Genomic DNA, 26,608 nt, shown 5'->3' on the forward strand with positions numbered 1-26,608 from the left:
TCTAGTGTTCGGCAATGACCTGATTTTTGCCGCTGTTTTTGGCGATATACAGAGCCTGATCGGCGCGGCGAATCAGGTCGCCGAGCACATCTCTGTGCATTTCCAGCTGGCTGACGCCGATACTGACGGTAAATTCGATTTTCTGGTTATCCCGAGTAATGACATGCGACGCGGCCACCGCATGGCGCAGCTTTTCACAGACCTCTTCGGCCGTTTCAAGCGAACTTTGCGTTAAAACACCGGCGAACTCCTCACCACCGTAACGGCAGAAAAGATCCGTTTCGCGCAAAAAACCGGCGCAGAGCGTGGCGACTCTTTTTATCACCAAATCGCCGACATCGTGTCCGTAGGTGTCGTTAATCTTTTTAAAGTCGTCGATATCCATAATAAACAGACTCAGTGGGATGGAATAACGCTGCGCGCGTGCTATATCCCTGCCGGCCTCTTTCATAAAGTGACGGCGATTGCCGATGCCGGTCAGATAGTCGGTGATAACGAGTTTATTGATTTTCTCCTGCAGGCGTTTTTCTCTGGTAACGTCGAAATTGACACCAATCATGCGCTCGGGTTCACCTTGGGCGTTGTGGATGATTTTGCCGTAAGCATGCAGGTGGCGGATTTCACCGTTTGGCCAGATGATACGAAACTCGCGATTGTATTTTTTGCCGTTGATGATTGACTCTTTCACCGCCTTGTCGGCCTTTTCCAAGTCAGCCGGATATACGGTTTTGCTCCAGGATTCATAGCCGTTGGTAAAGGTCTCGGGGTCAACTTTGTACAGCTGGAACATTCGTTCATCCCAGTGCAGCTCTTGAGTTTTAATATTGAGATCCCAGACACCGATTTGTGCCGAGTCAACCGCGACTTCGAAGCGTTGGCTCAGACTGCTCAGATCTTCCAGCGCCTGCATCTGTTGAGTGATGTCATGGTGCACGCCAAGCATTCGAGTCGGACGATTATTCTCATCTCTGATTGCCATGCCGCGGCAGCGAACCCAGACGGTGTGGCCATCCGCATGCCGGTAGCGTAAAACCTGGTCATAGGGAGTATCCGGGGTTTGCAGGTGTTCATTCAGCTGTTCTTCGGCACGTTTTAGATCTTCGGGAAAAATGAGCGCTTGCCATTCCGATATCGAATGCCGTTTTTCCTTTGGGTCATATCCCAGGGTCTGCCAGAATTGGGGATTCATCCACTCGTTTTCCGGGTGCTCCATATCCCAGTACCACATACCGTCGCTGGCACCTTTCTGAATAAACTCGAAAATGGTCGAGTCTGTCTGCACGAGCCTATAGAGCTCTTTTTTAAGGTAATTTTCTGACATCGGTTGCAGGTGTGATTGAAAGTCGAACTTAGTTTCATCATACCCATAATTTTGTCGGGCGTGCACTCTTAGTTATAGCTAAAAACCGAAAACTGAAAGCTTTCTTAGTCGGAATTAATTAAATGCGAGAGGGCAGACGAAGCCTTATAATTGCCGCCATCGATTCATTTATTGGAGTTTTCACGTGAAGCAGCATTACGATACTTTCTGGTCGCATCTAGGTGACTCGCGCTTTGAAATTTGGAAAGAGGTGTTACCGCCCTTAATCGAAGAAGCGTTGAATCCGGAAGGTAACGGCAATTTGCCGCGCTGGCTGGATGCTCTGCAAAAAATTAAAGGCTACCCGCAGGCAGACGATTACGATCTCAATGTCGATGCTGTTTCTGTTACCAATAAGACGCCGTTAAGCGGCGAAGAGAAAGCGGAACTTGAGCGGACACTGCGCGCTTTTCATCCGTGGCGCAAAGGGCCTTTTTCGATCCACGATATTTTTATCGACACCGAATGGCATTCGGATTGGAAATGGCAGCGAGTGCGTCCGCATCTGGCACCGCTGGAAGATCGTCGAGTGCTCGATATCGGTTGCGGTAGCGGTTACCATCTTTGGCGTATGCTTGGTGAGAAACCGAAGCTGGCGGTCGGAGTTGATCCGAGTCTGCTGTTTATGAATCAGTTTCTGGTATTGAAGCACTTTATCGGCGAGCAGGAGCCCGGCTTTTTCCTGCCGTTGACGCTTGAGCAGTTGCCGGTGTCGCAGAAGGGCGGCGCTTTTGATACGGTTTTTTCAATGGGGGTGTTGTACCACCGCCGTTCACCGATCGACCATATTCTTGAGTTGAAAAACCAGATGCGGCCGGGAGGCGAACTGGTTTTGGAAACGCTAGTGGTTCCGGAATCTTTCGGTCAGCTGCTGGTGCCGGAAGACCGTTATGCGCAAATGCGTAATGTGTGGTTTCTGCCATCGGTTCCCGAGCTGGAAATCTGGTTACGCCGCTGCGGCTTTAAGAATGTCCGTTGTGTTGATCTGGATCAGACTTCGACCAAGGAACAGCGTACGACGGATTGGATGGAATGGAACTCTCTGGAGAGTTTTCTTGACCCGCAGGATCCGAATAAAACCATCGAAGGTTATCCGGCGCCTTTGCGAGCCGTAATGGTGTGCAATAAGCCGCAATGATAGGATCTACAGGTTGCACTATGCGCTCGGTAAACCGGGAGGCTTAGAAGCGCAGCTGCGTACCGGCTTGGAAGACAAAAGCCCGTTGCGGGTAGCGGCTTAAAAAACGCGCGATAACTTTCGGGCCGGTACAGTGCGAAAGGCCGATATTGGGTACATCCTGTAGGATTTCTTCTGTTGCCAGCAACCGTTCTTCGGTCGCTTTCGCCAGATGCGTTCCGCCCATTACTGCGTGAATCTTATCGTCAGGGAACTGTCTCTTAATCAGATTCAGCGTGTTGATCACCCCTGCGTGGCAACAGCCTAGGAGAACGATCAACCCAAGGTCGCTTTTCACCACCAGACTCATATCGTCTTTGATCGGGTCCTTGATTAAGCTTTTGCCGTCCTCGGCATAAATTTTTAGACGCTCGTCGCCGTGATCTTCAAGAGGGTTTTCTTTTGGCACTTCGCCGGTGGTGAAAATCCCCGGCGCAACTTCGATTGGTTTGTCTGAAAGCTGCCAGAAGGGCTCTTTGTGGTATTCGACAGGTGCGGAAACCGGTTTGAGCTTGCCGTCGGGCGTTTCGCTGAAGCGTTCGCGGAACATATCCAAGTGGGCGTGAACTGGACGCGTGCCGATTTTATCAAACAGTATTCTCAGCCCGCCGGTGTGATCATAATGCCCGTGACTGAGCACAATCTGGTCGATTTTCTGCGGATCGATTTGCATTTCCTGCAGGTTATGCAACAGAACCGTGCCGGATTGCCCGGTATCGAAAAGCACCGTAGCGTGCGGTGTTTCAATCAGCACTGACATACCGTGCTCGCCCCATAAACGGGAGCTGAGCTTAACGGAGTTTTCGACCAGACAGGTAATGGTAATCATGGGGCAATCCATCGCTTTTCCAATGAAATAGAGCGTTATTGCAACCGATTGCTTCTATTTAAGCAAATACGAAAAACTGATCGATCCGGATACAGCCGGGTGATAAAGTCCGATTTGCGCTCATTTGTAAGGCATTAATTTCGCTTCGCCCGCCTGACGAATCATATGTCGGGTAATCGCCGGTCCGATCAGTTCAAAGATCACCGTTACCCCGAGAATTACCGCCAGTAGATGCCGTTCGTGTTCCGGAAAGTGCTGCGCTGCCAGCAAAGTCATCCCGATTGGCACCCCGGCATGCGGCAGCATCGCCAGTCCCATCCAGTGGTAGTTCGGGTTTTTACAGCCCGCCCAGGTCGCGCCGATCCATGAACCTGAAAGACGGCCGACTATTCTCAGGACAAGATAGGCCAGTCCGATCAAGCCCGCCTGCCACAAGGATTGCAGATGCAGTGAAGAGCCCGCTAAAAGGAAAAACAAAATTAGTAAGGGCCACTGAATCGCCTCAAGCTCTTCAAATGGCCGCTCCTGATGATTCTGACTGAAATTCGCTACGATTGTGCCCATCACCATGGCCGAAAGAATATAGGATACTTCCAGGTAGAGCGCGGCTCCCGCACACAGCAGAACGATGCCCAAAGCTTCTGCCTGAGTCGCTTTTCCCGGATAGATATGACTGCTGATAAAGGCCATCGGAAAGCCGAGAAGCAGACCGAGCAGAACAGCGCCGAAGATTTCCCATAAACCGTCATGCAAACTGTTGTAAGCGTCGCCGTTGCCGGTCGAAATCGCCGCCGCAACCAGGAGAAGACTGAATAACAGCATGCCCCAGGCATCGTCAATGGCGACAATTCCCAGCAACGTATCCGTATAACTGCCTTTGGCATTCAGTTCGCTGACGACATCCACTACAGGAGCCGGAGCGGTTGCCGGGGCGATTCCTGCCAGAATCAGGGCAATTTCTATCGGAACACCCAAAAGATACAGGCCGGAAAACATCAGCAGTGCGGTCATAAACATGACGGAGAGCGAGATGCCTAAAATGGGTCTGCCCATGGTTGTCAGTTTCTGTTTTGTCAGGTTTTTCCCGAGCTCAAAACCGATAATCGACAGGGCGATATTGGTCAGAATCGGAAACCAGTCCTGAATAAAGGGCGGTAACCAGTTCAAAACCGAAGGTCCGATTATAAATCCGGTCAGGATTAGTAGCGTCACCCTTGGTAAAGGCGTATGCCGTCCTAGCAGGTCGGCAATCAGGCCGATAATAAACAGCCCGCCGAAAGTTAACAGAATCAGCGCGATTGAATCGTTTCCCTGATGCAATGCCTTCCTCCCCGCGTACCATGGCAATTTTTGCTCAGTTTACTGCAAGCCAAAACACCTGTGTGAACAAGTTGTGAATAGCTTGGATTATTTTTACAGACGATCGAATAAGAACGTTCTGCATAATAAAAAGGTGATTTTTTATTGGTAATTTTTAGTATTACTGGTATAAAAATACTCATTTGCATCAAAAATAGGTGTCAAATAAAGGTATGAATAAGTCGGATCGTTGTCAGGCGATAAAAGTTCAGTTACGAAACCGCAGGCGTCCGACGCCAATAGAATGGCTTGCGATGCAGTATGAATGTTCAGAAAAGACGATTCGCAGGGATATTGAATACCTCAATGACAGGCAACAACTTCCCTGTTATATCCATCAGAATCAGGTCTATCTTGATGAACAGCGCATGCAACAACTGGAATTAGACGGTTACTGGCTTTCCGCCGACGAGTTGCAAGCGTTATTCGCCCTGAATATTACCATTGAACAACTTTCGCAAGGTGCACTTGCACAGCAACTTGAACCAATTAAAAACCGTCTTAAAAAACTGTTTATGGATAGCGGTTCAGCCAATGAATTGGTACGAAAAATCAAAATTGTCGAGATTGGGCAAAGAAACATTTCCACCAAAATATTCAACCAGATTGTTGATGCGCTCACGCAGTGTGAACAGTTGGAAATTCAATATTGGAAACGTAATGTCGATCAAACTGGACGCCGAGTCGTTTCCCCTCAACAGCTGGTTCGATATAAAGATAATTGGTATCTCGATGCTTTCTGTCATCGAAGTAATGATATTCGCAGTTTTTCAATTGATGCAATTAGAGAGTGTCGAAGCCTTTATCAGAAAGCGCACTGCATTGATAGCGACACCTTAAAAAATCACTTTTCGGACAGTTATGGCATTTTTGGTGGTGAGGCAAAATGCTCGGCGGTTTTACACTTCAATGAATACATCAGCCGCTGGATACAAAACGAAACCTGGCATCCCGAGCAGATTATTGAAAAACAAACTGACGGCAGCTTGATTATGCATTTGCCTTACCAGCACGATATCGAACTAATCCAGGACATTCTCAAATATGGCGCGAACGTTAAAGTCATCGCACCTCCGGAATTACAAGAAAAGGTTAGGCAACAACTCCTACAGGCAAGCGAGCTTTATCTAGAAGAATAGATAGATGAATTCCAGGGACAAGGATTGTCCTTCATGGTTGCTAGAATGAGATTTATTTTGTTCAGAATTTGGAAGTTATGGAACAACTGACTGATTTAAAAGCGATTTTGCATTCCAAGCGAGCAAATATTTATTATTTGGAAAAATGTCGTGTTATGCAAAAAGACGGTCGCGTACTGTATTTAACAGAAGATCAAGCCGAGAAGCGCTATTGGAATATACCGATTGCCAATACCACGGTGATTTTATTGGGAACTGGTACTTCGATCACTCAGGCGGCTGTCCGGATGCTAAGTTCAGCGGGCGTTTTAATCGGTTTTTGTGGTGGCGGAGGAACCCCTTTGCTTTCAGCAACCGAGGTTGAATGGCTGTCACCGCAAAGTGAATATCGACCGACCGAGTATCTTCAAGGTTGGATGCAGTTTTGGTTTGACGACGACAAAAGGTTAGAGGTTGCAAAGTATTTTCAACAACGTCGTTTGGCCTTTATGCAAAAGGTTTGGTCATCGGATCGGGATCTTCAAGCAGAAGGTTTTTATCCCGATGATATGGCAATGGAAAAGGCGATTGATCAATTCCATTCCAAAATAGACTCCGCTCTAAATGTTACTGAGTTGCTGACCGGCGAAGCGCGATTTACCAAACAGCTCTACGCTTATGCGGCGCAAAAAACCAAACATAAAGAATTTATTCGCAATTCGGATGCCGAAGATTTGGCTAATGAATTTTTGAATCATGGTAATTATCTCGCTTACGGCTTAGCGGCAACGACGCTCTGGGTTTTGGGTATTCCCCACGGTTTTGCGGTGATGCACGGAAAAACGCGCCGTGGTGCTTTGGTGTTTGATGTGGCTGACTTAATCAAAGACACGCTTATTTTGCCGTGGGCGTTTATCTCTGCCAGAGAACAAGCGACCGAACAGGAATTTCGGCAGCAGTGTTTGCAGAGCTTCACGAAGCATAAGGCATTGGACTTTATGTTCGACACAGTTAAGCAGATGAGTTTGGAGGGAGTCCATCTATGATGGTGACGTTTGTCTCTCAATGCGAGAAAAAAGCGCTCAATAAAACGCGCCGTGTTCTAGACAGTTTTGCTGACCGAATTGGTGATCGAACTTGGCAGACGATTATTACCGAAGAAGGCTTGCAAGCGGTTAAAAAGCTTTTAAGGCAGAGTGCTACTAAAAATACCGCCGTTGCCTGCCATTGGATGCGCAGTCGTATCCGTTCGGAGCTGATTTGGATTATCGGTAACCGCAATAAGTTTAATGAACAAGGTATCGTTCCGGTTAACTCGACACGTCAAAACATTATTAATACCCAGCGGGAAAATGATTGGCATTTACTGCCTTTAATTAAATCGCTGGTTGCCGTTGCAGCCTTGTTTCACGATTGGGGTAAAGCATCGGAATGGTTTCAATCGAAACTCACCACCAAATCTAATCAAGTGATTGGTGATCCTTTACGACATGAATGGATTTCCGTTTTGTTTCTTAATGCCTTCGTAAATGGCGAAAGTGATGAGTTATGGTTAGCAAGATTAGCCAATGGTGAGTTTGATAAAGAGATATTAATCAAACGCGTTGTTGAAAATACTGCTGCGCCTTTGCATCAGTTACCGCCTGCGGCCTTATCGGTTGCATGGCTGATCTTAACGCATCATCGTATGCCGCAGGTGAAGAAATATTATGGCACTGAATTGGATGATTTTGGGACGCTGTTTAAAGTTCTCAAGGCGAATTGGCAGTATCAAAATAAATTTGATGACGACGAGTATCGGCAGAATGAACCGCGCTGTTTTGACTATCCGCGAGGTCTGCCGAGTGACTCAAATCTATGGTTAAAACCTGCCAAGAAATGGGCTTCGAAATTGAGTGCCCAAATTGAACATTTACACTCGATTATCAAAACTGACACTTGGCGTTGGGTTATGCAACAAGCTCGTATGAGCCTCATGCTGGGTGATCATGCCTACTCTTCTCAAGTTTCAGATTCTAAATTTCAACCTCAGCTTAAACTTTATGCAAATACCAAAAAAGAGGGTAAGAAGCGTAAATTGGACCAAAGTTTGGAGGAGCATCTTTTAGGTGTAATGAAAGCGGCATTGCACCGTGTGCATCATTTTCCGATGTTCGAAGCGCTTTCGAATGAATTGGGTTATGTACAAGATAACCGGGTTTTGAAAAAGAAAAGTCCGGCGGCATTTCGTTGGCAGGACAAAGCGGTTGAAAAGCTCACTCAGTGGCGTACAGAGCAAAGCCGATTCAAATCATTTGAGGTTGCACAATACGGTTTTTTTGCGGTCAACATGGCCAGTACCGGAAAGGGAAAAACTTTTGCTAATGCTAAAATTATGCGAGCGCTCTCTTATGATCAAAAAAGTCTCCGTTATATATTGGCGCTTGGTTTGAGAACGCTGACTTTGCAGACTGGCGACGAATATCGCCAACGCATTGGATTGCAAGATGACGAGTTGGCCGTATTAATTGGTTCTCGTGCCGTTCAGGTGCTGCACCAACAGGCGCAAAATCAAACTTCTGAAGCCGAAACGTTCTCCGGTTCTGAGTCCGGAGAGTCGCTATTTGATGATGAAATTATTTATGACAGTCCGATTCCGGACGGGATTCTACAAACGGTTCTGACCAATGCTAAACAGCAAGCTATGCTTTATGCACCAGTATTGGTTTGTACCATAGACCATATTATGGGAGCGACCGAAACCGCACGCGGCGGGCGCTATATTTTGCCAAGTTTGCGATTGATGTCTTCGGATTTGGTCATCGATGAAATTGACGATTTTACTGGTAAGGACTTAATTGCTATTGGACGTCTAGTTCATTTAGCAGGAATGTCCGGCAGAAAAGTGATGATTTCTTCGGCAACCATACCACCGGATTTAGCCAAGGGGTTATTTAATGCCTATCAGGCTGGCTGGCAAGTCTTTGCGCAAGCTCGGCAAAAAAGTCAAAAGGTCGGCTGTGCTTGGATCGATGAGTTTGCGAGTCAAGTGGAAACTTTGCCGGACTCCAATGAGAGCCTTGCAACTTATGGAGAGTTGCATCAAAAGTTTACCCAAAAACGCTTAGCGAAATTAAACCAGCAGCCTGCGAAGCGTAAAGTAAACTTGGTTAAGTGTTCTTTAGAGCAATTTCACGAACAGGTCAAAACGAGTGGCCTCAGTGCCGAAACGTTCTATTTTCAGCAGATTCAAAACGAAATTTTGCGCAAGCATCAACAGCATTCGCAAGTTGAGGAAAAAAGCCAGAAGCGCATTAGTTTTGGTGTAGTCAGAGTTGCCAATATCAATCCCTGTATCTCGCTAAGTCGCTATTTATTACAGAGCGATATCGAAGATACCGAAATCCGTGTCATGGCCTATCACTCACGCCAACTTCTGTTGATGCGTAATGCACAAGAAAAGCATTTAGATGAGCTGTTAAAGCGTGATCCGGATCATCCGCAGACAATTTTTAAGAATTCCATCATCCAAAATCATATCCAAAATAGCACTGCCAAAAATGTGATTTTTGTTTTGGTCGCCACGCCTGTAGAAGAAGTAGGTCGCGATCACGATCTAGATTGGGCGGTAATCGAACCTTCCTCCATTCGTTCAATAGTACAAATGGCAGGGCGTGTATTACGGCATCGTTCAATTGAGAACCTTGAACATCCAAATATTGGAATTCTGCAATACAACCTGAAAGGTTTTCAGCAGGCATTGAAAAATCCGGACAATCCTTGGCCGGTCTTTAACCATCCCGGATATGAAAATGCAGAACATCTTTTGCATAGTCATGATCTGACTGAGTTAATTGATTTTAAGCAGTTAGAGCAGAATTTAGATGCAAGTTTAAGGATAACTAAAAACGAAAATTTACAGCCTAAAAACAATCTGGCGGATTTGGAGCACGTGGTGACTGAGCAATGCTTATTAGAGAAAAAAGCTGGCCCGGAATCCTTAAAAGGTTGGTTGCAGGGCTATTGGTGGTTGACGGCGATTCCGCAGTCTTATGTGCGCTTTCGTGAAGGCGTCCAACAAGTTGAGCTGTATTTAATGCCGGATAGCAATAAAGAATGGGTGTTTAAGCAGAGAAACGATGCATCTGAATTAGTCGAAATTGAAAAGCGTTATGGCATAAGACACGAGCAACAGTTGAGCGACAAAGAGAATAACAGCCTTTGGTTGTATCGGGATTACCAACAGCTGCTAAAAGACTCGCCGGAACACTATATGCCCTTGGCAGCAGCCATTTTTGGTGAGATTTCATTGGATGAATATCTACTGGATTCAGAGCTAATTTATAACCCGCAACTAGGATTGGAAAAAAAATAAAAGCTACTCAATAAAGGTAGCTATTAACAGGCTGCCTAGGCGGCAGAGAAGGGTATTTTATTTAATCTATTTTCTTAGCTGCTTATACAGCAGAGACAAAAATGATACCAAAATTTAGCAAAACTCGCTTAAGTCAAAAAAAAACATATTTAATTTAATTTATTCTATGGTTGATTTTATTGGTTGGTGTGACTATTATTACAAGCAAGCCATCGCTTCGCTTGCCAAATAAGCAGCCAGACACCTGCTATATCAAGGTCTTGTAAGCCTCTTTTGGACGACGCAAAGGATAGGTATCAAAAACAGTCGTGGCATGTGAAGGGCTGAGTGATGGCCCTTTTATTTATACATTAGGAGGCAGATTGAATGCTTGATCCTGCAATACAAGAGTTCTTAGCCGAGCGTAAAGAAGGTTGGCTAAAGAAAAAGATTAAACCGAGTTTGAGTGAAGCTGAACAGGCTGAGTTTGAGCAAGAAGCAAATCAACTGTTTTCATTAGCGGAATGGCTGCCGAATGCGGCCAAGCGCGCCAAACAGTTAAATCTGGTTTCGCATCCGTCTAAGTTCTCTCATCCGGGCGCAAAAACTTCATCGGTGATTGCACAGGCTCGACCTGAAAATGATGGTTTTTTGCGATTTGGCAATGTAGAAAAAGTCGAAATGGATGTGCTTGGGAATGCTGCGGCCATTGACGTTTATAAATTTCTCTCGTTGAAATTGCAAGATGATCAAACGGTTCTGGAGCATTTAGAGCAACAGAGCAAAACCATTCAGCAGCAGTTCGCCATCTCAAGCGAATCTTTTGAGTCTCTGCATCAAGGATTTATGGAGATTAAATCGGATGGCTTTAGTCGAGTTTCTACCAGCGGCAGTGTGAAACAGGTCTATTTTCCTGTTGAGGAAGAAGAAAATGGCTATCACTTGTTATCCATTTTGACCTCCTCCGGCATGATGTATGAATTAAAGAAGCGTATTAACTACATTCGTTTTTCGGATGCGGCGAAACAGGCCAGAGAAGACCGTAAAGGTGGCGAATACAATGTCGATGGTGTTCGTGAGATCTATGATTTAACCGCGATCGGTTTTGGTGGTACCAAACCGCAGAATATCAGCATTCTTAATAATGCCAATGGTGGTGTGGCTTACCTTTTGAAGTCAGTACCGCCAGATCTTTCTCGACGCAATGTCCGTTTACCCAAAAAAGATTTCTTTAATCAAACACTGTGGACAAAAGAATTCGAGTGGATTTTTTCCGCGTTAAATAGTGTCTTAATTGAGGATGCACGTAATAACATCGATATTCGTTTAAAGCGTGATGAACTCTTTGCTCACGCCGTTGAGAATACATCGAGAATCTTATGGAAAGTTCGAACGATTGAGGCGGGGTGGTCAAATTCCGATACCTACGATTCATTGCCGCAATGGCAAAAGCATTGGCTGGATGCTGCTTATGAATGCAAACGCGCTGAAAATGACGATTATATTGACCAAGCCGTTACAGCCTTCAGCCGTTGGTTTATTACCGCTTTTGAAGCTTATCTGAAAGTGGAAAAAGTGATGTTTGACGATGTTGATATTCGTCACTTTATTGGACAAGCCGATTTGTTTGATTCCGCAATGCAATTGCAAATTAAGGAGGCATTTCGTTAATGGCTCAACATCTTTTATTGATTCCCCGAGTAAAAATTCACAATGCCAATGCGCTGTCCAGCAGCTACACCATCGGCTTTCCTGCAATGACTGCTTGGATGGGGGCGGTGCATTTTCTGGAAAGGCAGTTGGCAAATACCGACTTTTCCGATATTCGTTTTTCGGCTATGGCGGTTTCCTGCCACTCGATTGATCTGCAAACCTATAAAGAATCCGGCGGTTATGTGAATTCGATCATCGGTACCGGAAATCCGTTAGATAAAAGCGGTAATCGTCCTTCGTTTATTGAAGAGGCACGCTGTCATCTAGAAGCTTCATTGGTAATCGAGTGTGAAAATTTCGGATTTACTGACCGTGAAGAATTTACTGCTTTGATTGACCAATTAGTAAAGGGGAAATGGAAATTGGCAGGGGGCGATATTTTATCTGCCCGTGCTAGTCTGCTATTTGAAGTCCATTCTAAGGAAACGTTTATCCCTTTACGAAATCGGCTCATGCCGGGTCACTGTTTAGTAGAAAGGCGTGATCTGATGATTGAGGCGATGAAAGAAGGGAAGGACGCTTTAGATGCACTTTTGGAGAGCCAGTTACTGCATTCTGAATGCGAAAAAACCGAGGAAGGAATTGTCACCTGGCATAAGCAGAAACGTAAGCAACCAGGTTGGATTGTGCCAATCTCAACCGGTTATCAAGGACTCAGTGATTTAGGGGTTGCTCAACATCAACGTGATCAATCCACGCCGCATCGTTTCGCGGAAAATATTGTGACGCTAGGCGAATTCAAAATGCCGTTTCGTTTTCAAAGTTGGGACGAAATGCGTTGGGAATATCATACAGATTTACAAAAAGACCTCTACTTATGTCAGCAGGCATCCGCACAAAATAATTGATATTGGAGAATACACATGGCAAAGAAAATTACGGCATCCGTTTTAGCTTTTGAAAAGAAACTTGTTCCATCTGACGCTTTTATGTATGGCACAAATTGGGCACAAAAAAATGACTCTAAAATTAAACATCCCTTAGCGCTTAAAGAAAAATCGGTAAGAGGAACCATTTCGAATCGTTTAAAAAAGGCTTTGCAATCTGATCCGGCAAAACTGGATGCTGAGGTGGAGAAGGCAAACCTGCAGCGAGTGGATAGTTGCTCCTTGAATACCGAGCAAGATACCTTGGCTCTAACGTTTACGTTAAAAATTCTAAGTGGTGTTGAGCAGCCGTCAGCCTGTAATAGTGAAGAATTTCTGCAAACCTATCAACAGGCGGCAAAAGACTATATTGATGAATTCGGTTTTAAAGAACTGGCTCGTCGTTATGCAACCAATTTGGCAAATGCCCGCTTTTTATGGCGTAACCGAATCGGAGCAGAGCAGATCGAAGTGCAAGTTAAGGTGCTTAACCAGGGATCGGACGCACAATGGACGTTTAATGCTTTAGATTTTAGTACTCGAAGTTTTGATTCTGAGGACAGACAAGTCGAAGAACTGGCGACACAAATTGCCCAAGCTCTAGCCGGTGAAACGGATTTTTTGCTACTAGAAGTCAATACATTTGCATTAGTCGGTATGGCACAGGATGTTTATCCAAGTGAGGAGTTGGTATTAGATAAATCGAGCGCTAAGGGCCAAAAGAGCAAGATTCTTTATGCCGTTGATGGGCAGGCAGCAATGCATTCACAAAAAATCGGTAATGCTCTGCGCTGTGTCGATACTTGGTATCCGGATTATGAAGAGGTCAATACCGGGCCGATTGCCGTTGAACCTTATGGTGCGGTGACTAATTTAGGTAAAGCCTATAGAGCGCCGAAACAAAAAGCGGACTTCTTTACCTTATTTGACCGTTTTGCTTTAGGTGAAGAGTTAGACAATGCAGATGAGCAACACTATGTCATGGCAGTATTGGTTCGAGGTGGTGTTTTCGGTGAAAGCGGAAAGGACTAATCCATGAAATATTATCAAGAGATTACGTTATTGCCAACGCCGGAAATATCGCAATATTTTTTGTGGCAAAAGATTTATCAGCCTCTGCATATGCTGATGGTTGAGACAAAATCAAAACCTAAAGACCGTTGGGTGAGTGTTTCTTTTCCCAAATATTCAAAGAAAGCATTGGGGGATAAGTTAAGGGTTTTTGCTTTGAGTGAGCAGGCTCTGGAAGAATTTGCACTTAAAAAGACATTGCGAAAGTTCGAAGACTACGTTCATATTACGGGGATTCGTCCTGTTCCGGCTTCGATAGAAGCCAAAACGCTTTTCAAGCGAGTACAGCCGAAGCAAAACAATCTTAGTTATGCCAGACGTTACGCTAAATATCGTCAGATGGATATTGAAGAAGCTTTTGCGCAGCTAAATCAGAAACCCTCTAAAAGCTTGCCATTTATTAATTTAAAGAGTCTCAGTACTAAGCAAAATTTGCGTTTGATTCTTCGGCAAGAAAAAGTGCCTTTAGACGAAGACAGGGAATTGATCTTTAATGCTTATGGCTTAAATAACCCTGTACCGGATTTTTAACCCAAGTTTTTAACCGCTCTTTAAAAATTTGGAAAATCAATGGTTTACGATTTTGGCAGAATTTTTTGGCAAAACCAGAAAAAAGTCGTAAGTCACTATTTTTATTCATTTTCTTTAAAATAATGAATAGCTCGCTGCCGCCAAGGCAGCTAAGAAATTGCTATCGGCTTCAACATAACCGGCGAAATCGCTCGCTGCCGCCAAGGCAGCTAAGAAAATTCAAAGCGGCACCTATATCCAGGCGCAATGGCTCGCTGCCGCCAAGGCAGCTAAGAAAAGCTCCATAATCGCGCCTTGCAACATTTCCACGCTCGCTGCCGCCAAGGCAGCTAAGAAAAAGCAAAGCCGCATCGCTAAACATAAGCGGCAGCTCGCTGCCGCCAAGGCAGCTAAGAAATGAAACGTCGTCACCTGTCGAAATTGTTTCCTGCTCGCTGCCGCCAAGGCAGCTAAGAAAAAGCGGATTGATGGGCCAGTTACCGTTTGCCCGCTCGCTGCCGCCAAGGCAGCTAAGAAAGTTTAAAGTTCGTAGCGCGGCCATTCGCAATGGCTCGCTGCCGCCAAGGCAGCTAAGAAAAGCAATGGTTATGAACGCCTTGGCGAAATTAGGCTCGCTGCCGCCAAGGCAGCTAAGAAAAAACGGAAACCCTCGTTACGTGGTGGCTTATCGCTCGCTGCCGCCAAGGCAGCTAAGAAATGATCTGTGGCGACCAGACATTTCCCTATGCTGCTCGCTGCCGCCAAGGCAGCTAAGAAATCTACCGGACTGAATCAAGCCAGTTTTTCAGCGCTCGCTGCCGCCAAGGCAGCTAAGAAATAGCTTTTTAGCCGCCATAATGCGGCAATGCCCGCTCGCTGCCGCCAAGGCAGCTAAGAAATCTCGGCTCTCTCTGAAAGCTTTTTTCATATCGCTCGCTGCCGCCAAGGCAGCTAAGAAATAAACTTATCTTCCATCGCTTCACCTGACACGGCTCGCTGCCGCCAAGGCAGCTAAGAAATTGGATCTGGATTCGGCCATTCAGTTAAAGAGGCTCGCTGCCGCCAAGGCAGCTAAGAAAAAAGAGCAATCCATACGCATCAGGCTTGGCCCGCTCGCTGCCGCCAAGGCAGCTAAGAAAACATTATTTGCTTGTCCGCCGCCACCGCCAAGGCTCGCTGCCGCCAAGGCAGCTAAGAAAAAAAAAATGCCTGCGATTGTTGATAAAGAAAGCTCGCTGCCGCCAAGGCAGCTAAGAAAGAACTGAAGCGCAAGGAGTCGCGCGCGCATTTGCTCGCTGCCGCCAAGGCAGCTAAGAAATGAACTCATTGCAACTTGATATAGGCGCTTGCGCTCGCTGCCGCCAAGGCAGCTAAGAAAAGCATTACATCTTTTTCGATGTAGTCGATGATGCTCGCTGCCGCCAAGGCAGCTAAGAAAAGCGCAAAGGTGATCTTGGTATTGCGGATCTCGCTCGCTGCCGCCAAGGCAGCTAAGAAATGTTGCGTAGCTTGTTGCATAGGCAACGCATGGCTCGCTGCCGCCAAGGCAGCTAAGAAAGTTAAATACCCGCTAAGTTTTTGCTGATCGGGTGCTCGCTGCCGCCAAGGCAGCTAAGAAAGTACACGTTGACGGATGAAAAATCCGCTATGCGCTCGCTGCCGCCAAGGCAGCTAAGAAAATGTCCTCTTCGTCGTTATCCAGCAGCGCGTGGCTCGCTGCCGCCAAGGCAGCTAAGAAATCATGCTGGATCTTCTTAGCCCATGCGTATGAGCTCGCTGCCGCCAAGGCAGCTAAGAAATCCAAATAACGACTTTTGTTCAATTGATCCCCGCTCGCTGCCGCCAAGGCAGCTAAGAAATTTGCTTGCCTGCTGTTGTCCGTAAGCAGGATGCTCGCTGCCGCCAAGGCAGCTAAGAAAAAGTAAGCACGGTTCTCGGCAAATAAATAAAAGCTCGCTGCCGCCAAGGCAGCTAAGAAATATTAGCGGAAGCTCTTTTTGCAGGTGTGTTTGCTCGCTGCCGCCAAGGCAGCTAAGAAAGTTCAGTATTTGCGCCAGGTATGCGGCATTCTGCTCGCTGCCGCCAAGGCAGCTAAGAAAAACTAAATAACCGCCGGCGGCGCTTGGCTTATGCTCGCTGCCGCCAAGGCAGCTAAGAAACGAAAGCGAAGCCAACAGGGATCTCTGATCGAGCTCGCTGCCGCCAAGGCAGCTAAGAAAAAAAAAATCACCCTCAAACGAAAGGCCATGAAGCTCGCTGCCGCCAAGGCAGCTAAGAAAAGCCTGCAAGACAAAGGATTAATCGAATCAACGCTCGCTGCCGCCAAGGCAGCTAAGAAAGAAACGGCCACCGGTACCGGTAACAAAGAAACCGCTCGCTGCCGCCAAGGCAGCTAAGAAATGTCCTTCGCCGATCCAGTGATACACCGATGTGCTCGCTGCCGCCAAGGCAGCTAAGAAAAACAGGTGTACGGCGGGGTGGTCGGTACCGTTGCTCGCTGCCGCCAAGGCAGCTAAGAAAAAGTCCATACCATTAAGCAGGCCAAGCAGCTTGCTCGCTGCCGCCAAGGCAGCTAAGAAAAAATACCACCAGGCTGGCAAACCGGCGTTCGAGCTCGCTGCCGCCAAGGCAGCTAAGAAAAAAACAATATCTACCTCGCTAACCGAAACGGTGCTCGCTGCCGCCAAGGCAGCTAAGAAAAACCTCGGCCTAAGTTCATGGCTTCCTCAATTGCTCGCTGCCGCCAAGGCAGCTAAGAAAGGAACCCTCGCCCCCAGGTGTGTTAAGACGGAGCTCGCTGCCGCCAAGGCAGCTAAGAAAGATGGGGTGATTATCGCAGGGCATGGCCGCCTGCTCGCTGCCGCCAAGGCAGCTAAGAAAACAAAACGCCGGAACTCTACAACGTCATGATCGCTCGCTGCCGCCAAGGCAGCTAAGAAATCGCGCATTTTCGACAGCCAATCATTACCAACGCTCGCTGCCGCCAAGGCAGCTAAGAAACAAGACGAACACAAGCCCCAAGAACCCTGTCTGCTCGCTGCCGCCAAGGCAGCTAAGAAAGTAGGAACCCAGGTCTTTTTCGGCCTGTATCCGCTCGCTGCCGCCAAGGCAGCTAAGAAACGATATATCTTCTAATGATGATAAATCGCTCAGCTCGCTGCCGCCAAGGCAGCTAAGAAACACCATATAAAAGCGGTCTGGTAACATATCTAGCTCGCTGCCGCCAAGGCAGCTAAGAAATGCAGCGAATTCGCTTCGACATTGATAAATGAGCTCGCTGCCGCCAAGGCAGCTAAGAAAATTCGTCGATGACGGTGGATAGCCAGACGGATGCTCGCTGCCGCCAAGGCAGCTAAGAAACTCAATATAGACCTTTGACCCCTTGTTAAGATGCTCGCTGCCGCCAAGGCAGCTAAGAAAAACCTTTAATTTCCCGTCAACGTATTTTTTAGGCTCGCTGCCGCCAAGGCAGCTAAGAAACGCCAGAGAACCCCGACCTGGTTGATTTTTTGGCTCGCTGCCGCCAAGGCAGCTAAGAAAAATGCTAGATGCTCTGATCACAAGCCCGAATAGCTCGCTGCCGCCAAGGCAGCTAAGAAAAGCAGACGGAATCGCTCGTTTAACACGAGTACGCTCGCTGCCGCCAAGGCAGCTAAGAAAATGAACAGCGCTTGATGGTTGATCTATCGCCTGCTCGCTGCCGCCAAGGCAGCTAAGAAAATGCAACCGGCATATTCGCACGACACCAGCCCGCTCGCTGCCGCCAAGGCAGCTAAGAAAACGCCGATGTTGGATGCGCTAATCGCAAGCCCGCTCGCTGCCGCCAAGGCAGCTAAGAAAAGACGAAAGTTTTCCATGTGGATCATGTAAGAGCTCGCTGCCGCCAAGGCAGCTAAGAAATTTGAGAAAATCGGTGTGACCAAAGAAATGCTGCTCGCTGCCGCCAAGGCAGCTAAGAAATTTGAGAAAATCGGTGTGACCAAAGAAATGCTGCTCGCTGCCGCCAAGGCAGCTAAGAAACTTTAAATGCGGAATAACTTCGCGCACTTTGTGCTCGCTGCCGCCAAGGCAGCTAAGAAAGGCGCTTCTTATACGCTCGATTGGGTAGTTGAGCTCGCTGCCGCCAAGGCAGCTAAGAAAATTTAGAGCAATGGTTACGACCACCCCAAACAGCTCGCTGCCGCCAAGGCAGCTAAGAAAAGGGAACGGTTGTTGCGCTTGTGTACGAGATAGCTCGCTGCCGCCAAGGCAGCTAAGAAATGCAACGGCAGTCAATGCCCCGGAATTGTCCAGCTCGCTGCCGCCAAGGCAGCTAAGAAAGATCAGGTTATTCACCATTACACGCCTTTGCGGCTCGCTGCCGCCAAGGCAGCTAAGAAAAATTTTCCAAACGGTGCGAACTACTACTCGCCGCTCGCTGCCGCCAAGGCAGCTAAGAAATCAAATCATCATGTACAAACCGTTTTTGAGCAGCTCGCTGCCGCCAAGGCAGCTAAGAAATCTCGTTTTAATCAGCGCATTAAGCTGATGCAGCTCGCTGCCGCCAAGGCAGCTAAGAAAGGAAGCGTGGCGGCCAAACCTTTTTTGTTATTGCTCGCTGCCGCCAAGGCAGCTAAGAAAATTGTCAGTGGTAATCACTTCTGATTTCTTAAGCTCGCTGCCGCCAAGGCAGCTAAGAAATTTTCTCACAATGATTCCATGCACCGGAGTCCGCTCGCTGCCGCCAAGGCAGCTAAGAAAAGTATGCCACCTATTGAAATAGCAGACGGTCAGCTCGCTGCCGCCAAGGCAGCTAAGAAAATTTTCTTAATCCACGCCGGACGACTTGAAGCGCTCGCTGCCGCCAAGGCAGCTAAGAAAAGATTTAAGCGCGAGAGTTGAAGTTGCTTTAAGCTCGCTGCCGCCAAGGCAGCTAAGAAATTTGAAAGCCGTGCCGTACTTCGCTCAATAACGCTCGCTGCCGCCAAGGCAGCTAAGAAATCTGGTGCTTGCTTCCCCCAGTAGGTCGTTAGGCTCGCTGCCGCCAAGGCAGCTAAGAAATTATAACCAGATGACTGCTTCTCAAGCATTATGCTCGCTGCCGCCAAGGCAGCTAAGAAAAAAATAAGGCGGTAGGGCTGCTTATTTATTTTGCTCGCTGCCGCCAAGGCAGCTAAGAAATTGCGGAAAAGGAACTTCCAAGCTAGGCCAACGCTCGCTGCCGCCAAGGCAGCTAAGAAAGAGATCAATACGGGCAACGCCAATAAATATTTGCTCGCTGCCGCCAAGGCAGCTAAGAAAGCGTTAGGACGGACTGTTAAAGATGTATTAAGGCTCGCTGCCGCCAAGGCAGCTAAGAAAATGATTTACGTCAGCGAAAACGTTGTGAAACCGCTCGCTGCCGCCAAGGCAGCTAAGAAAAAAGCAGGTGCATGTGTCCGGGTTTACCCCTTGCTCGCTGCCGCCAAGGCAGCTAAGAAAGAAAACCTGAAAGCCAATACGACCGAGGCGACGCTCGCTGCCGCCAAGGCAGCTAAGAAAGGAATGTCTTTCGCCCCGACGGCAAAAAGTGCGCTCGCTGCCGCCAAGGCAGCTAAGAAATTGCGTTGATGCGTAAGATTTTGCCGCATCAAGCTCGCTGCCGCCAAGGCAGCTAAGAAATAAGTCAAACACTAAATACAACATTTAGTTAATGCTCGCTGCCGCCAAGGCAGCTAAGAAATATTATGGATAATCTTTTTCTCGATACTTTTTGCTCGCTGCCGCCAAGGCAGCTAAGAAAATACGGAAATCAGCCAACTGGAACCACGGCAACCTCGCTGCCGCCAAGGCAGCTAAGAAAAAAAAACCGACTGGGTGCAGATCGGGGTTTTGCTCGCTGCCGCCAAGGCAGCTAAGAAAATCGCCTGGCCAAACTGCAACATGGCATTATCCGCTCGCTGCCGCCAAGGTAGCTAAGAAATCCGGCTGCTGCGCCACCGGTGGCGGAATAATGCTCGCTGCCGCCAAGGCAGATTAGGAAGTGAAGTAGAAATCCCAGAGTTTTACTTTAGGGGGTAATATCATGTTTTAGTCTATTTTCCTGCAGCCGTTTGGATCAGGGTTTTCATGACGTTATTCAGTTTGTCGAGATTCGGGCAGTCGCTGATTTGATGTCTTTCGGCGAGATAGGTCAGGTCGTTGAAGCTCAACCAGACAACTCCGTTTTCGTCTTCCCAAGCGAGGGCTTTCAAAGGGAGGTCCAAGCCGATTACTTGCGTGCATTCCATTAACGGGGTTCCGCCTTGCGGGCTGCCGAAAATAAGCAGTTCAGTGGGACGCAATTCGGAACCAATTTTTTGGGCTCCGGCCGAATGGTTGATGCGGGCAAAGATATTCATCTTTTTTTTGTGAACTTCTCTTTCCAGATTATCTATGGATTCGGTGACTGAAAAAGCACTGCGGAGAGTGATTACGCCGTTTGCCTGTTGTGTCTCGGTTTTGGTTGTCATGTTTTTTCCTGATCGTTGATGGTGCGGTTTAAGCTGTTTTCCCGGCAGAGAATGAGCATATTTCACGCCATGCCGTAAATCGTTTTTTAAAAGATTTGCTTAGAAAATTCCAGGATTTTTTTGTAATTTGCAGTTGTGTATTGGTCTTGTCGTTTGCACTGTTTATGTACGTCGCTTGTGTTTTTTATGGGCAAGATAGGATTGCGCTTAGTTCTTGTTATATGGCGGTCTGAGGTGGTTTTCCGTTATGATTCCAGAATCACTTAAAAATGGAGAAAATCGATGATTCATCCGGATTCCCGTGCAAAGGCACATCATATTTTATTGGAGAGTGAGGAGGCTGCATTGGCGTTGATTCCGCAAATTCAGTCGCTGGAAGATTTCGAGCGTCTGGCGCGTGAGTATTCAACTTGTCCGTCGGCTAAGATTGGCGGCGATATCGGTCTGGTTAAGCCGGAGGTGATCGTTGCGGAACTGGCCGAGCAGATTTTTAGCGATTTGCCGTTGAATCAGGTGCTTGGTCCTTTTAAAACGGTACATGGTTATCATCTTGTCTGGATTAAACGACGCCATTTAGCCGGTTAGATTACACCGCGCCGATTGGCTTTCAGGCTTTTTAACGTATCAATGCCTTTCTAAAAGTTAAGTGCTATGATGGTAAAGATCAGTAAACAAAATAGACACTAATGCGGGTGAGATTATGAAAATGCTTCTAAAAATGTTTACCGTTGCTGCGGTTATGGGGCTGGCATCGCAAACCGTTTATGCCAAACCAGAGCATGCCGAAAATTCCGGCAAACACGATAAGGTACATAAGCAGGATAAAAAAGATAAGCGTGACAGCGATTACCGCTATGATCGCGATGGTGACCGCTACGCCGATTCGTCGCTTCCGCCTGGCTTGCAGAAACGTGCTCAGAACACTGGCAAGCCTCTTCCTCCGGGTTGGCAAAAGAAACTGCGTCGCGGAGATATCATGGATCGCGATATTTACCGTCACGGTAAAGTGATCGAGCCAGTCGATGTTCGAGGTATTGTTACCGTTAGCATTGACGGCAAGATGGTGCGTCTATATCAGGCAACACGCGAAATCATCGATATTCTGAATTAACCTTTTTGCTCCTTTTGGCCTGAGGGTTTGGGCTCGATTGTCGAATTTGAGCGGTAATCCGGTGTGGGGGCGGTTAAATCGCACGGTCGCCAGAAATGATTGGGTATTTCATGAGGAGCGAGAGGATGGTTCGCAGTAAAAACACGGCCAAAGGCGTGTTGATCGAGCATGACAAGATCCTGTTTATCCGCAAGGAATATTCTGACGGACGTCGAATCTATACTTTGCCGGGCGGGACTCAGGAACCGGGAGAAGCTTTGCAAGATACCGTCGTTCGCGAGGTATGGGAAGAAGTCGGTGCCAGAGTTCGGGTCAAGGGTCTGGCTAAAGTCTACGAACATCAGCGTCCATCAAAGTCCGATCCGCAAACCCTAAAGCATAAGGTTGAGTTCGCTTTTGTATGCGAATTGACCGAACCTTATACGCCGCACAATGGTTCTCATCCTGACCCCAGTCAGGTTGACGTCGAATGGCTGACTTTAGGTGAGTTGGCGGATAAAACGCTCGATCCTCGTCCTTTAGCCGATTTGCTGCAAGATATTTCCAAGCATGTCGGACCTCTGTACCGGAATTTATTGGATTAACCGTGTACCGATGACGGTGTTTTCAAAAGAAGAATGAAAGGGAAGAAGCGATGACGTTGAATTCAGAGAGAGTGTCGGTTTGGCTGCAATGGTCAAGTTTTCTGCTGTTTCTGGCGGTGGCTCTCGGCGCTTTTGGCGCGCACGGTTTGCAGGAGCATTTTTCCGTAAAGCAGTTGGATGTTTGGCATAAAGCGGTTAACTATCAGGTTATTCACGCTTTCGCTCTGCTGGCGATAGCGGTTCTTGTACACCTATTTTCCGAACAGAGCGCTTTCTGGACGAAAGCCGGTTGGAGTTTTCTGACCGGTATTTTTCTGTTCAGCGGCAGTCTGTATTTATGGGCTTTAAGTGGTTTGAAGTTTTTGGTGTTTTTGACGCCGATCGGCGGTATGGCTTTTTTGCTGGGATGGCTGTTGCTGTTTTTAGGCGCAAGAGACATTCGCCGCTCCACGTGAAACACTTACCTTGAGATAAAAAAGTTAAAAAAACACGGCGGCAAGCGGTTCCGGATACTCTGCTATGAGCCGTTTAAAGGTAAACTGGATCAGTTTAGCGTCGTGTTTGCCAATGCGCATTTTTGGGGAGAATGCATGCCAGTTGACCATCCTGCCATAGAGAAAAGAGAGCGCATAAAGGGCTCTTTGTCTTACAGCGCCAAAAACAGTTCTTTCACGGACGAATTGCAGCGGTTGCATCAGTTTTTACTGGAAGACCATCCGTTTATAGAGCGCATCGGTATCATTGATTACGATGCAGATACCGATGAATTGATCACGTTCTTTGATAGCAATACCCGGGAAAGACCGATCAACCATTATCGTTTTAAACTTTCCGAGTCGGAATCCCTGAAAGAAATTGCCGAGCAGAATTGCGGTCGTCTGATTCAGGATTTGGACGAATTGGCGATGATTCAGCGCACCCATACGCAAAAAATCCGTGAGGCCGGTTTTCGTTCCAGCTATACCTTACCGATGAAGTATCAGGAGACTCTGTACGGATTTATCTTTTTCAACTCCTATTCGAAGAATGTATTCAGCGAAAGGGTGACTTACCGTCTAGAGTTTCTGGCGGATATGATTACCCTGATGGTGGCCAATGACCGTAATATGCATCAGCTGTTGCTGGCGACCTTGAAATCGACGCTGGCCTTTTCGGGCTGTCATGACTCGGAAACGCGTGCGCATCAGGATCGGGTGGCGCACTATTCGCGATTAATCGGTATGCAGATTGCCGACCGCTATCAGCTGGATGACGAGTTTATCGAGCAGCTGTTTCTGTTTGCGCCACTGCACGATGTCGGCAAAATCAGTATTCCGGACGGTATTCTGATGAAGCCGGGGCGTTTGACCGACGAAGAATTCGAAATTATGAAAACTCATGCCGATAAAGGTGCGGATCTTATTCGCGAGATGATGAGTTACTTTGATATGCATGAGTTGCGCCAAGTGAAAATGCTGGAGAATATCGTCCGTTTTCATCATGAATCCTTTGATGGCAATGGTTATCCGGTAGGGCTTGCGGGACAGGACATTCCGATTGAAGCACGGATTGTCGCAGTCGCGGATGTGTTTGATGCCTTGACCAGTCAGCGCCGTTATAAGGAAGCCTGGGATAATGAAACGGCCTTTGCGGAGTTGAACAAGCTGGCCGGATGCCATCTCGATCCGGACTGTGTTGTTGCGCTGCACGCCTGTAAAAGAGAAGTGCAGGAGTTGCAGCAAATCTTTAAATAGTTGGGTTTTGGGTTGTCAGGCACGCGTCTTTTGGATGATTTTAAGCACAGCCAAAGTCAATACGCCGATGATCAGTCCGACCAGCAATTCTCCGAGTAAAACCGGCAAGCCTTCAAGGAAGTGGTGCAGGCCGGTCAGATTATGGACAAAGATTCCACCTCCTACCAGCAGCATTGCCAAGGTTCCCACAACCGCCAGAATTCGAATGATTTTCGGCAAGGCGGCGATCAATCCTCTGCCGGTTTTCTGCATTAAACCGCGCTTTATTCCGCGCTCGTTTGCGGATTTTTCCAGCAGGTGCAGACCGGCATCGTCCATGCGCACCATCAAAGCTACCAGACCATAGACACCTACCGTTGCCAGCAGGGCGATAAAAGTGACTGCGCCGATTTGAGCCGGTAACGAGGCATCGGCTACGGCGCTCAGAGCGATAATGATAATTTCGATCGAGAGAATGAAGTCGGTAGTAATTGCCGAGCGGATTTTGCGTTTTTCCAGAGCGAGAAGTTCGTTTTTATCGACGGCCGTTTGGGCTGCGGGCGCTTGCGTGGCTCTATGGAACAGGAACTCATAGATTTTTTCTGCACCTTCGTAACTTAGGTAGATTCCTCCGAGCAACAGAATCGGAACAATCAGTTGCGGTAAAAAGGCGCTCAGCAGAAAAGCTACAGGCAGGATCAACAGTTTATTGAGAAAAGAGCCCTTGGTAATCGCCCATAGAACGGGCAACTCACGACTGGCGTGAAAACCGGACGCACGTTGTGCTCCAACCGCCAGATCGTCACCCAGAACACCGACGGTTTTCTTGGTGGCGACTTTCGACAAGGTGGCAACATCGTCAAATAAAGTGGCGATATCGTCTAAAATTAGCAAAATACCACTGGCCATGCGGCGGCCCTCCCGGCAGAGTTGTTTTCCGCATTTTAACGCTTGTCGTTCAGGCTGCGCCAGATTAAAACAAGATGAATACACACAAAAGCCCGTTCCGGCTCGTTGGAATGCGGCAAAAATAGAGAGAGTTATGAAACCGCATACATCCAGTGAACGATTAAGCCCAAAGCAGCGCCTTCGAATTCAGACACGGCACAGGGTTTCTATCGAGCGTTTCGGCTATCAGCCCCAAGCGCTGTATTGGAGTAGTCGGGAAATTCAACAGATCCGTTTCGATATTCTGTCTCGGGTGTTTGCGCAGCAAGCACCGCGCGGTGAAGAGAGCGCCTTTTCGGTACTCGATGTCGGCTGTGGTTTTGCGGACTTGCGCAATTATCTATGGGATAAGGGATTGGATATTGATTATGTCGGTATCGATTTGTCCGAGGATATGGTGCAGAGCGCCCGTTTTCAATATCCGGATATTCAGGTTCAGCAGGGGGATCTGTTTGATCAGGGCTTTGCGGCTGAGCAATTCGAATTTGTTTTGCTGTCCGGAGCACTGAACGAAGTGGTGGAGGCGGATCAGGAAGGGCAGGGCCGCTATGCCAAGGCGATAATTTCCGAAATGTACCGAATCTGCAGCAAGGGTGTGGCGTTCAATCTTCTGGATGCGCGCAACGAATGGATTGCAAGTCGCCCGGATCTGCAGAGTTTCGTGCCGCAGGAGATCGTCAATTATTGCCAAACGTTCGCTGACCGGGTTGCTTGGGAAGACGGCTATCTTGATAACGATTTTACGGTTTTTTTGTATAAGGACGCCGAAACCGTCGATGCCTGACGCGTCAAAATGGTCGATCCAATGGATATGGCGCGAGGGGTTTGCTGCGAGATGATTTTTCATTCAACGCGGCCGCGAATGTCGGCTTTTCGGTGCGGAGACTGAACTTTCCGGAGCGGGGGTGCGCTTACCGAAAGTTGATCTATTCGCCATTTTGATGGACACTTGAAAGAAATGGCTCTTCGAACCGTCAGGCAAAGCGGCCTTAGAAACGCCATTTTCCGCTTAAATAAATACAACAAACGCAGAGGGGGAGGCGTTTTAAAGTAACCGTCTGAAAGGGGGTAATCTCATGGAAGGTGCAACCGTTATTAATATTAAATGCCAGTTGAAAGCAAAACAGCTGCTGGAGTGTTTCGACCGGAATCTCAAGCGCTTGCAGGAGCAAGGTGTCGATGCGAGCGGTAATGAGTCGGAGGCGGATACGATTGATCTGCTTTCCGAATGGCTTGAAGAAGCGATTGAAAACGGTGCCAGAGTAGAGGATCTTCAGGATCGGGCCGTCCATCTGGCTGAATTTGCTTTTTCACGAGGTTACAGCCGCCAGGAAGTAGAAGAGTTGCTGACAATGCGCCCCAACCCTAAAGGTGACCGACCCTGGTAGCCGATTTGTCCGGCTAATTCCTTCAAAGCCGAGTCTTGATTGACGGTTTCCGCTATTTG

The 26,608-nt window shown here is 47.6% G+C and carries 20 protein-coding genes and 1 CRISPR repeat array; of the genes, 15 read left to right on the top strand and 5 right to left on the bottom strand.

What is annotated here, in order from left to right; genetic code table 11:
- Position 1: 1 nt before the first annotated feature.
- Positions 2-1,282 (bottom strand): GGDEF domain-containing protein, encoded by a 1,281-nt coding sequence (locus HQN79_RS00435; RefSeq protein ID WP_173283733.1) that lies wholly within the window; start codon positions 1,280-1,282, stop codon positions 2-4.
- Positions 1,283-1,505: 223 nt separating this feature from the next.
- On the opposite strand from HQN79_RS00435, the gene cmoB reads away from it, so the two are divergent.
- Entirely contained in the window at positions 1,506-2,498 is a 993-nt protein-coding gene (cmoB, locus tag HQN79_RS00440; RefSeq protein WP_173283734.1) for a tRNA 5-methoxyuridine(34)/uridine 5-oxyacetic acid(34) synthase CmoB, read from the top strand.
- Positions 2,499-2,541: 43 nt separating this feature from the next.
- Here the strand turns inward: cmoB and HQN79_RS00445 are convergent, their stop codons facing one another.
- A complete protein-coding gene (locus tag HQN79_RS00445) occupies positions 2,542-3,366 on the bottom strand; it encodes an MBL fold metallo-hydrolase (protein WP_173283735.1) in 825 nt (274 codons plus the stop codon).
- 120 nt (positions 3,367-3,486) lie between these two features.
- Positions 3,487-4,686 carry a cation:proton antiporter gene (locus HQN79_RS00450; RefSeq protein WP_173283736.1) on the bottom strand — a complete coding sequence of 400 codons (1,200 nt, stop codon included), beginning with the start codon at positions 4,684-4,686 and terminating at the stop codon, positions 3,487-3,489.
- Between the two features lie 212 nt (positions 4,687-4,898).
- On the opposite strand from HQN79_RS00450, the gene HQN79_RS00455 reads away from it, so the two are divergent.
- The 7 genes from HQN79_RS00455 to cas6f all read left to right on the top strand — a co-directional run bounded on the left by HQN79_RS00455 (position 4,899) and on the right by cas6f (position 14,357).
- Positions 4,899-5,864: a helix-turn-helix transcriptional regulator gene (locus HQN79_RS00455; protein ID WP_173283737.1), complete on the top strand. Its 966-nt coding sequence runs from the start codon at positions 4,899-4,901 to the stop codon at positions 5,862-5,864.
- Positions 5,865-5,941: 77 nt separating this feature from the next.
- Positions 5,942-6,889: a type I-F CRISPR-associated endonuclease Cas1f gene (cas1f, locus tag HQN79_RS00460; protein WP_173283738.1), complete on the top strand. Its 948-nt coding sequence runs from the start codon at positions 5,942-5,944 to the stop codon at positions 6,887-6,889.
- Complete coding sequence (gene cas3f / locus HQN79_RS00465) at positions 6,886-10,197, top strand: type I-F CRISPR-associated helicase Cas3f (RefSeq protein WP_173283739.1); 3,312 nt, start codon at positions 6,886-6,888, stop codon at positions 10,195-10,197. The genes cas1f and cas3f overlap by 4 nt, the downstream gene beginning before the upstream one ends.
- Before the next feature lie 366 nt (positions 10,198-10,563).
- Positions 10,564-11,847: a type I-F CRISPR-associated protein Csy1 gene (gene csy1, locus HQN79_RS00470; protein WP_173283740.1), complete on the top strand. Its 1,284-nt coding sequence runs from the start codon at positions 10,564-10,566 to the stop codon at positions 11,845-11,847.
- The gene (gene csy2, locus HQN79_RS00475) at positions 11,847-12,737 is read left to right on the top strand and encodes a type I-F CRISPR-associated protein Csy2 (protein WP_173283741.1); all 891 of its coding nucleotides are present in this window, start codon (positions 11,847-11,849) and stop codon (positions 12,735-12,737) included. Before csy1 ends, csy2 begins: the two co-directional genes overlap by 1 nt.
- A 15-nt stretch (positions 12,738-12,752) precedes the next feature.
- Positions 12,753-13,787, top strand: coding sequence for a type I-F CRISPR-associated protein Csy3 (gene csy3, locus HQN79_RS00480; RefSeq protein WP_173283742.1), 1,035 nt, complete (start codon positions 12,753-12,755; stop codon positions 13,785-13,787).
- Positions 13,788-13,790: 3 nt separating this feature from the next.
- A complete protein-coding gene (cas6f, locus tag HQN79_RS00485) occupies positions 13,791-14,357 on the top strand; it encodes a type I-F CRISPR-associated endoribonuclease Cas6/Csy4 (protein ID WP_173283743.1) in 567 nt (188 codons plus the stop codon).
- A 129-nt stretch (positions 14,358-14,486) separates the two neighbouring features.
- A CRISPR array of direct repeats spans positions 14,487-20,337; the repeat unit is 28 nt; unit sequence GCTCGCTGCCGCCAAGGCAGCTAAGAAA.
- A gap of 52 nt (positions 20,338-20,389) precedes the next feature.
- Here the strand turns inward: cas6f and HQN79_RS00490 are convergent.
- Positions 20,390-20,806, bottom strand: coding sequence for a DUF302 domain-containing protein (locus tag HQN79_RS00490; protein WP_173283744.1), 417 nt, complete (start codon positions 20,804-20,806; stop codon positions 20,390-20,392).
- A gap of 282 nt (positions 20,807-21,088) precedes the next feature.
- Between HQN79_RS00490 and HQN79_RS00495 the strand changes: the two genes are divergently transcribed.
- The 5 genes from HQN79_RS00495 (at position 21,089) to HQN79_RS00515 (ending at position 24,234) form a co-directional block, all read left to right on the top strand.
- The gene (locus tag HQN79_RS00495; RefSeq protein WP_173283745.1) at positions 21,089-21,391 is read left to right on the top strand and encodes a peptidylprolyl isomerase; all 303 of its coding nucleotides are present in this window, start codon (positions 21,089-21,091) and stop codon (positions 21,389-21,391) included.
- A gap of 115 nt (positions 21,392-21,506) precedes the next feature.
- A complete protein-coding gene (locus HQN79_RS00500; RefSeq protein ID WP_173283746.1) occupies positions 21,507-21,917 on the top strand; it encodes a hypothetical protein in 411 nt (136 codons plus the stop codon).
- 125 nt (positions 21,918-22,042) lie between these two features.
- Positions 22,043-22,501 (top strand): NUDIX domain-containing protein, encoded by a 459-nt coding sequence (locus HQN79_RS00505; RefSeq protein ID WP_173283747.1) that lies wholly within the window; start codon positions 22,043-22,045, stop codon positions 22,499-22,501.
- Between the two features lie 50 nt (positions 22,502-22,551).
- The gene (locus HQN79_RS00510) at positions 22,552-22,956 is read left to right on the top strand and encodes a DUF423 domain-containing protein (protein ID WP_173283748.1); all 405 of its coding nucleotides are present in this window, start codon (positions 22,552-22,554) and stop codon (positions 22,954-22,956) included.
- 135 nt (positions 22,957-23,091) lie between these two features.
- Complete coding sequence (locus HQN79_RS00515) at positions 23,092-24,234, top strand: HD-GYP domain-containing protein (protein WP_173283749.1); 1,143 nt, start codon at positions 23,092-23,094, stop codon at positions 24,232-24,234.
- Between the two features lie 15 nt (positions 24,235-24,249).
- Here the strand turns inward: HQN79_RS00515 and HQN79_RS00520 are convergent, their stop codons facing one another.
- On the bottom strand, positions 24,250-25,122 hold the full coding sequence (locus HQN79_RS00520; protein WP_173283750.1) for a DUF808 family protein: 873 nt from the start codon (positions 25,120-25,122) through the stop codon (positions 24,250-24,252).
- 133 nt (positions 25,123-25,255) lie between these two features.
- On the opposite strand from HQN79_RS00520, the gene HQN79_RS00525 reads away from it, so the two are divergent.
- A complete protein-coding gene (locus HQN79_RS00525; protein WP_173283751.1) occupies positions 25,256-25,945 on the top strand; it encodes a class I SAM-dependent methyltransferase in 690 nt (229 codons plus the stop codon).
- Positions 25,946-26,237: 292 nt separating this feature from the next.
- Positions 26,238-26,549, top strand: coding sequence for a hypothetical protein (locus HQN79_RS00530; RefSeq protein ID WP_173283752.1), 312 nt, complete (start codon positions 26,238-26,240; stop codon positions 26,547-26,549).
- Positions 26,550-26,608: the final 59 nt, after the last annotated feature.

This window comes from Thiomicrorhabdus xiamenensis (assembly GCF_013282625.1).
GTDB classification, from domain to species: Bacteria; Pseudomonadota; Gammaproteobacteria; order Thiomicrospirales; family Thiomicrospiraceae; genus Thiomicrorhabdus; species Thiomicrorhabdus xiamenensis.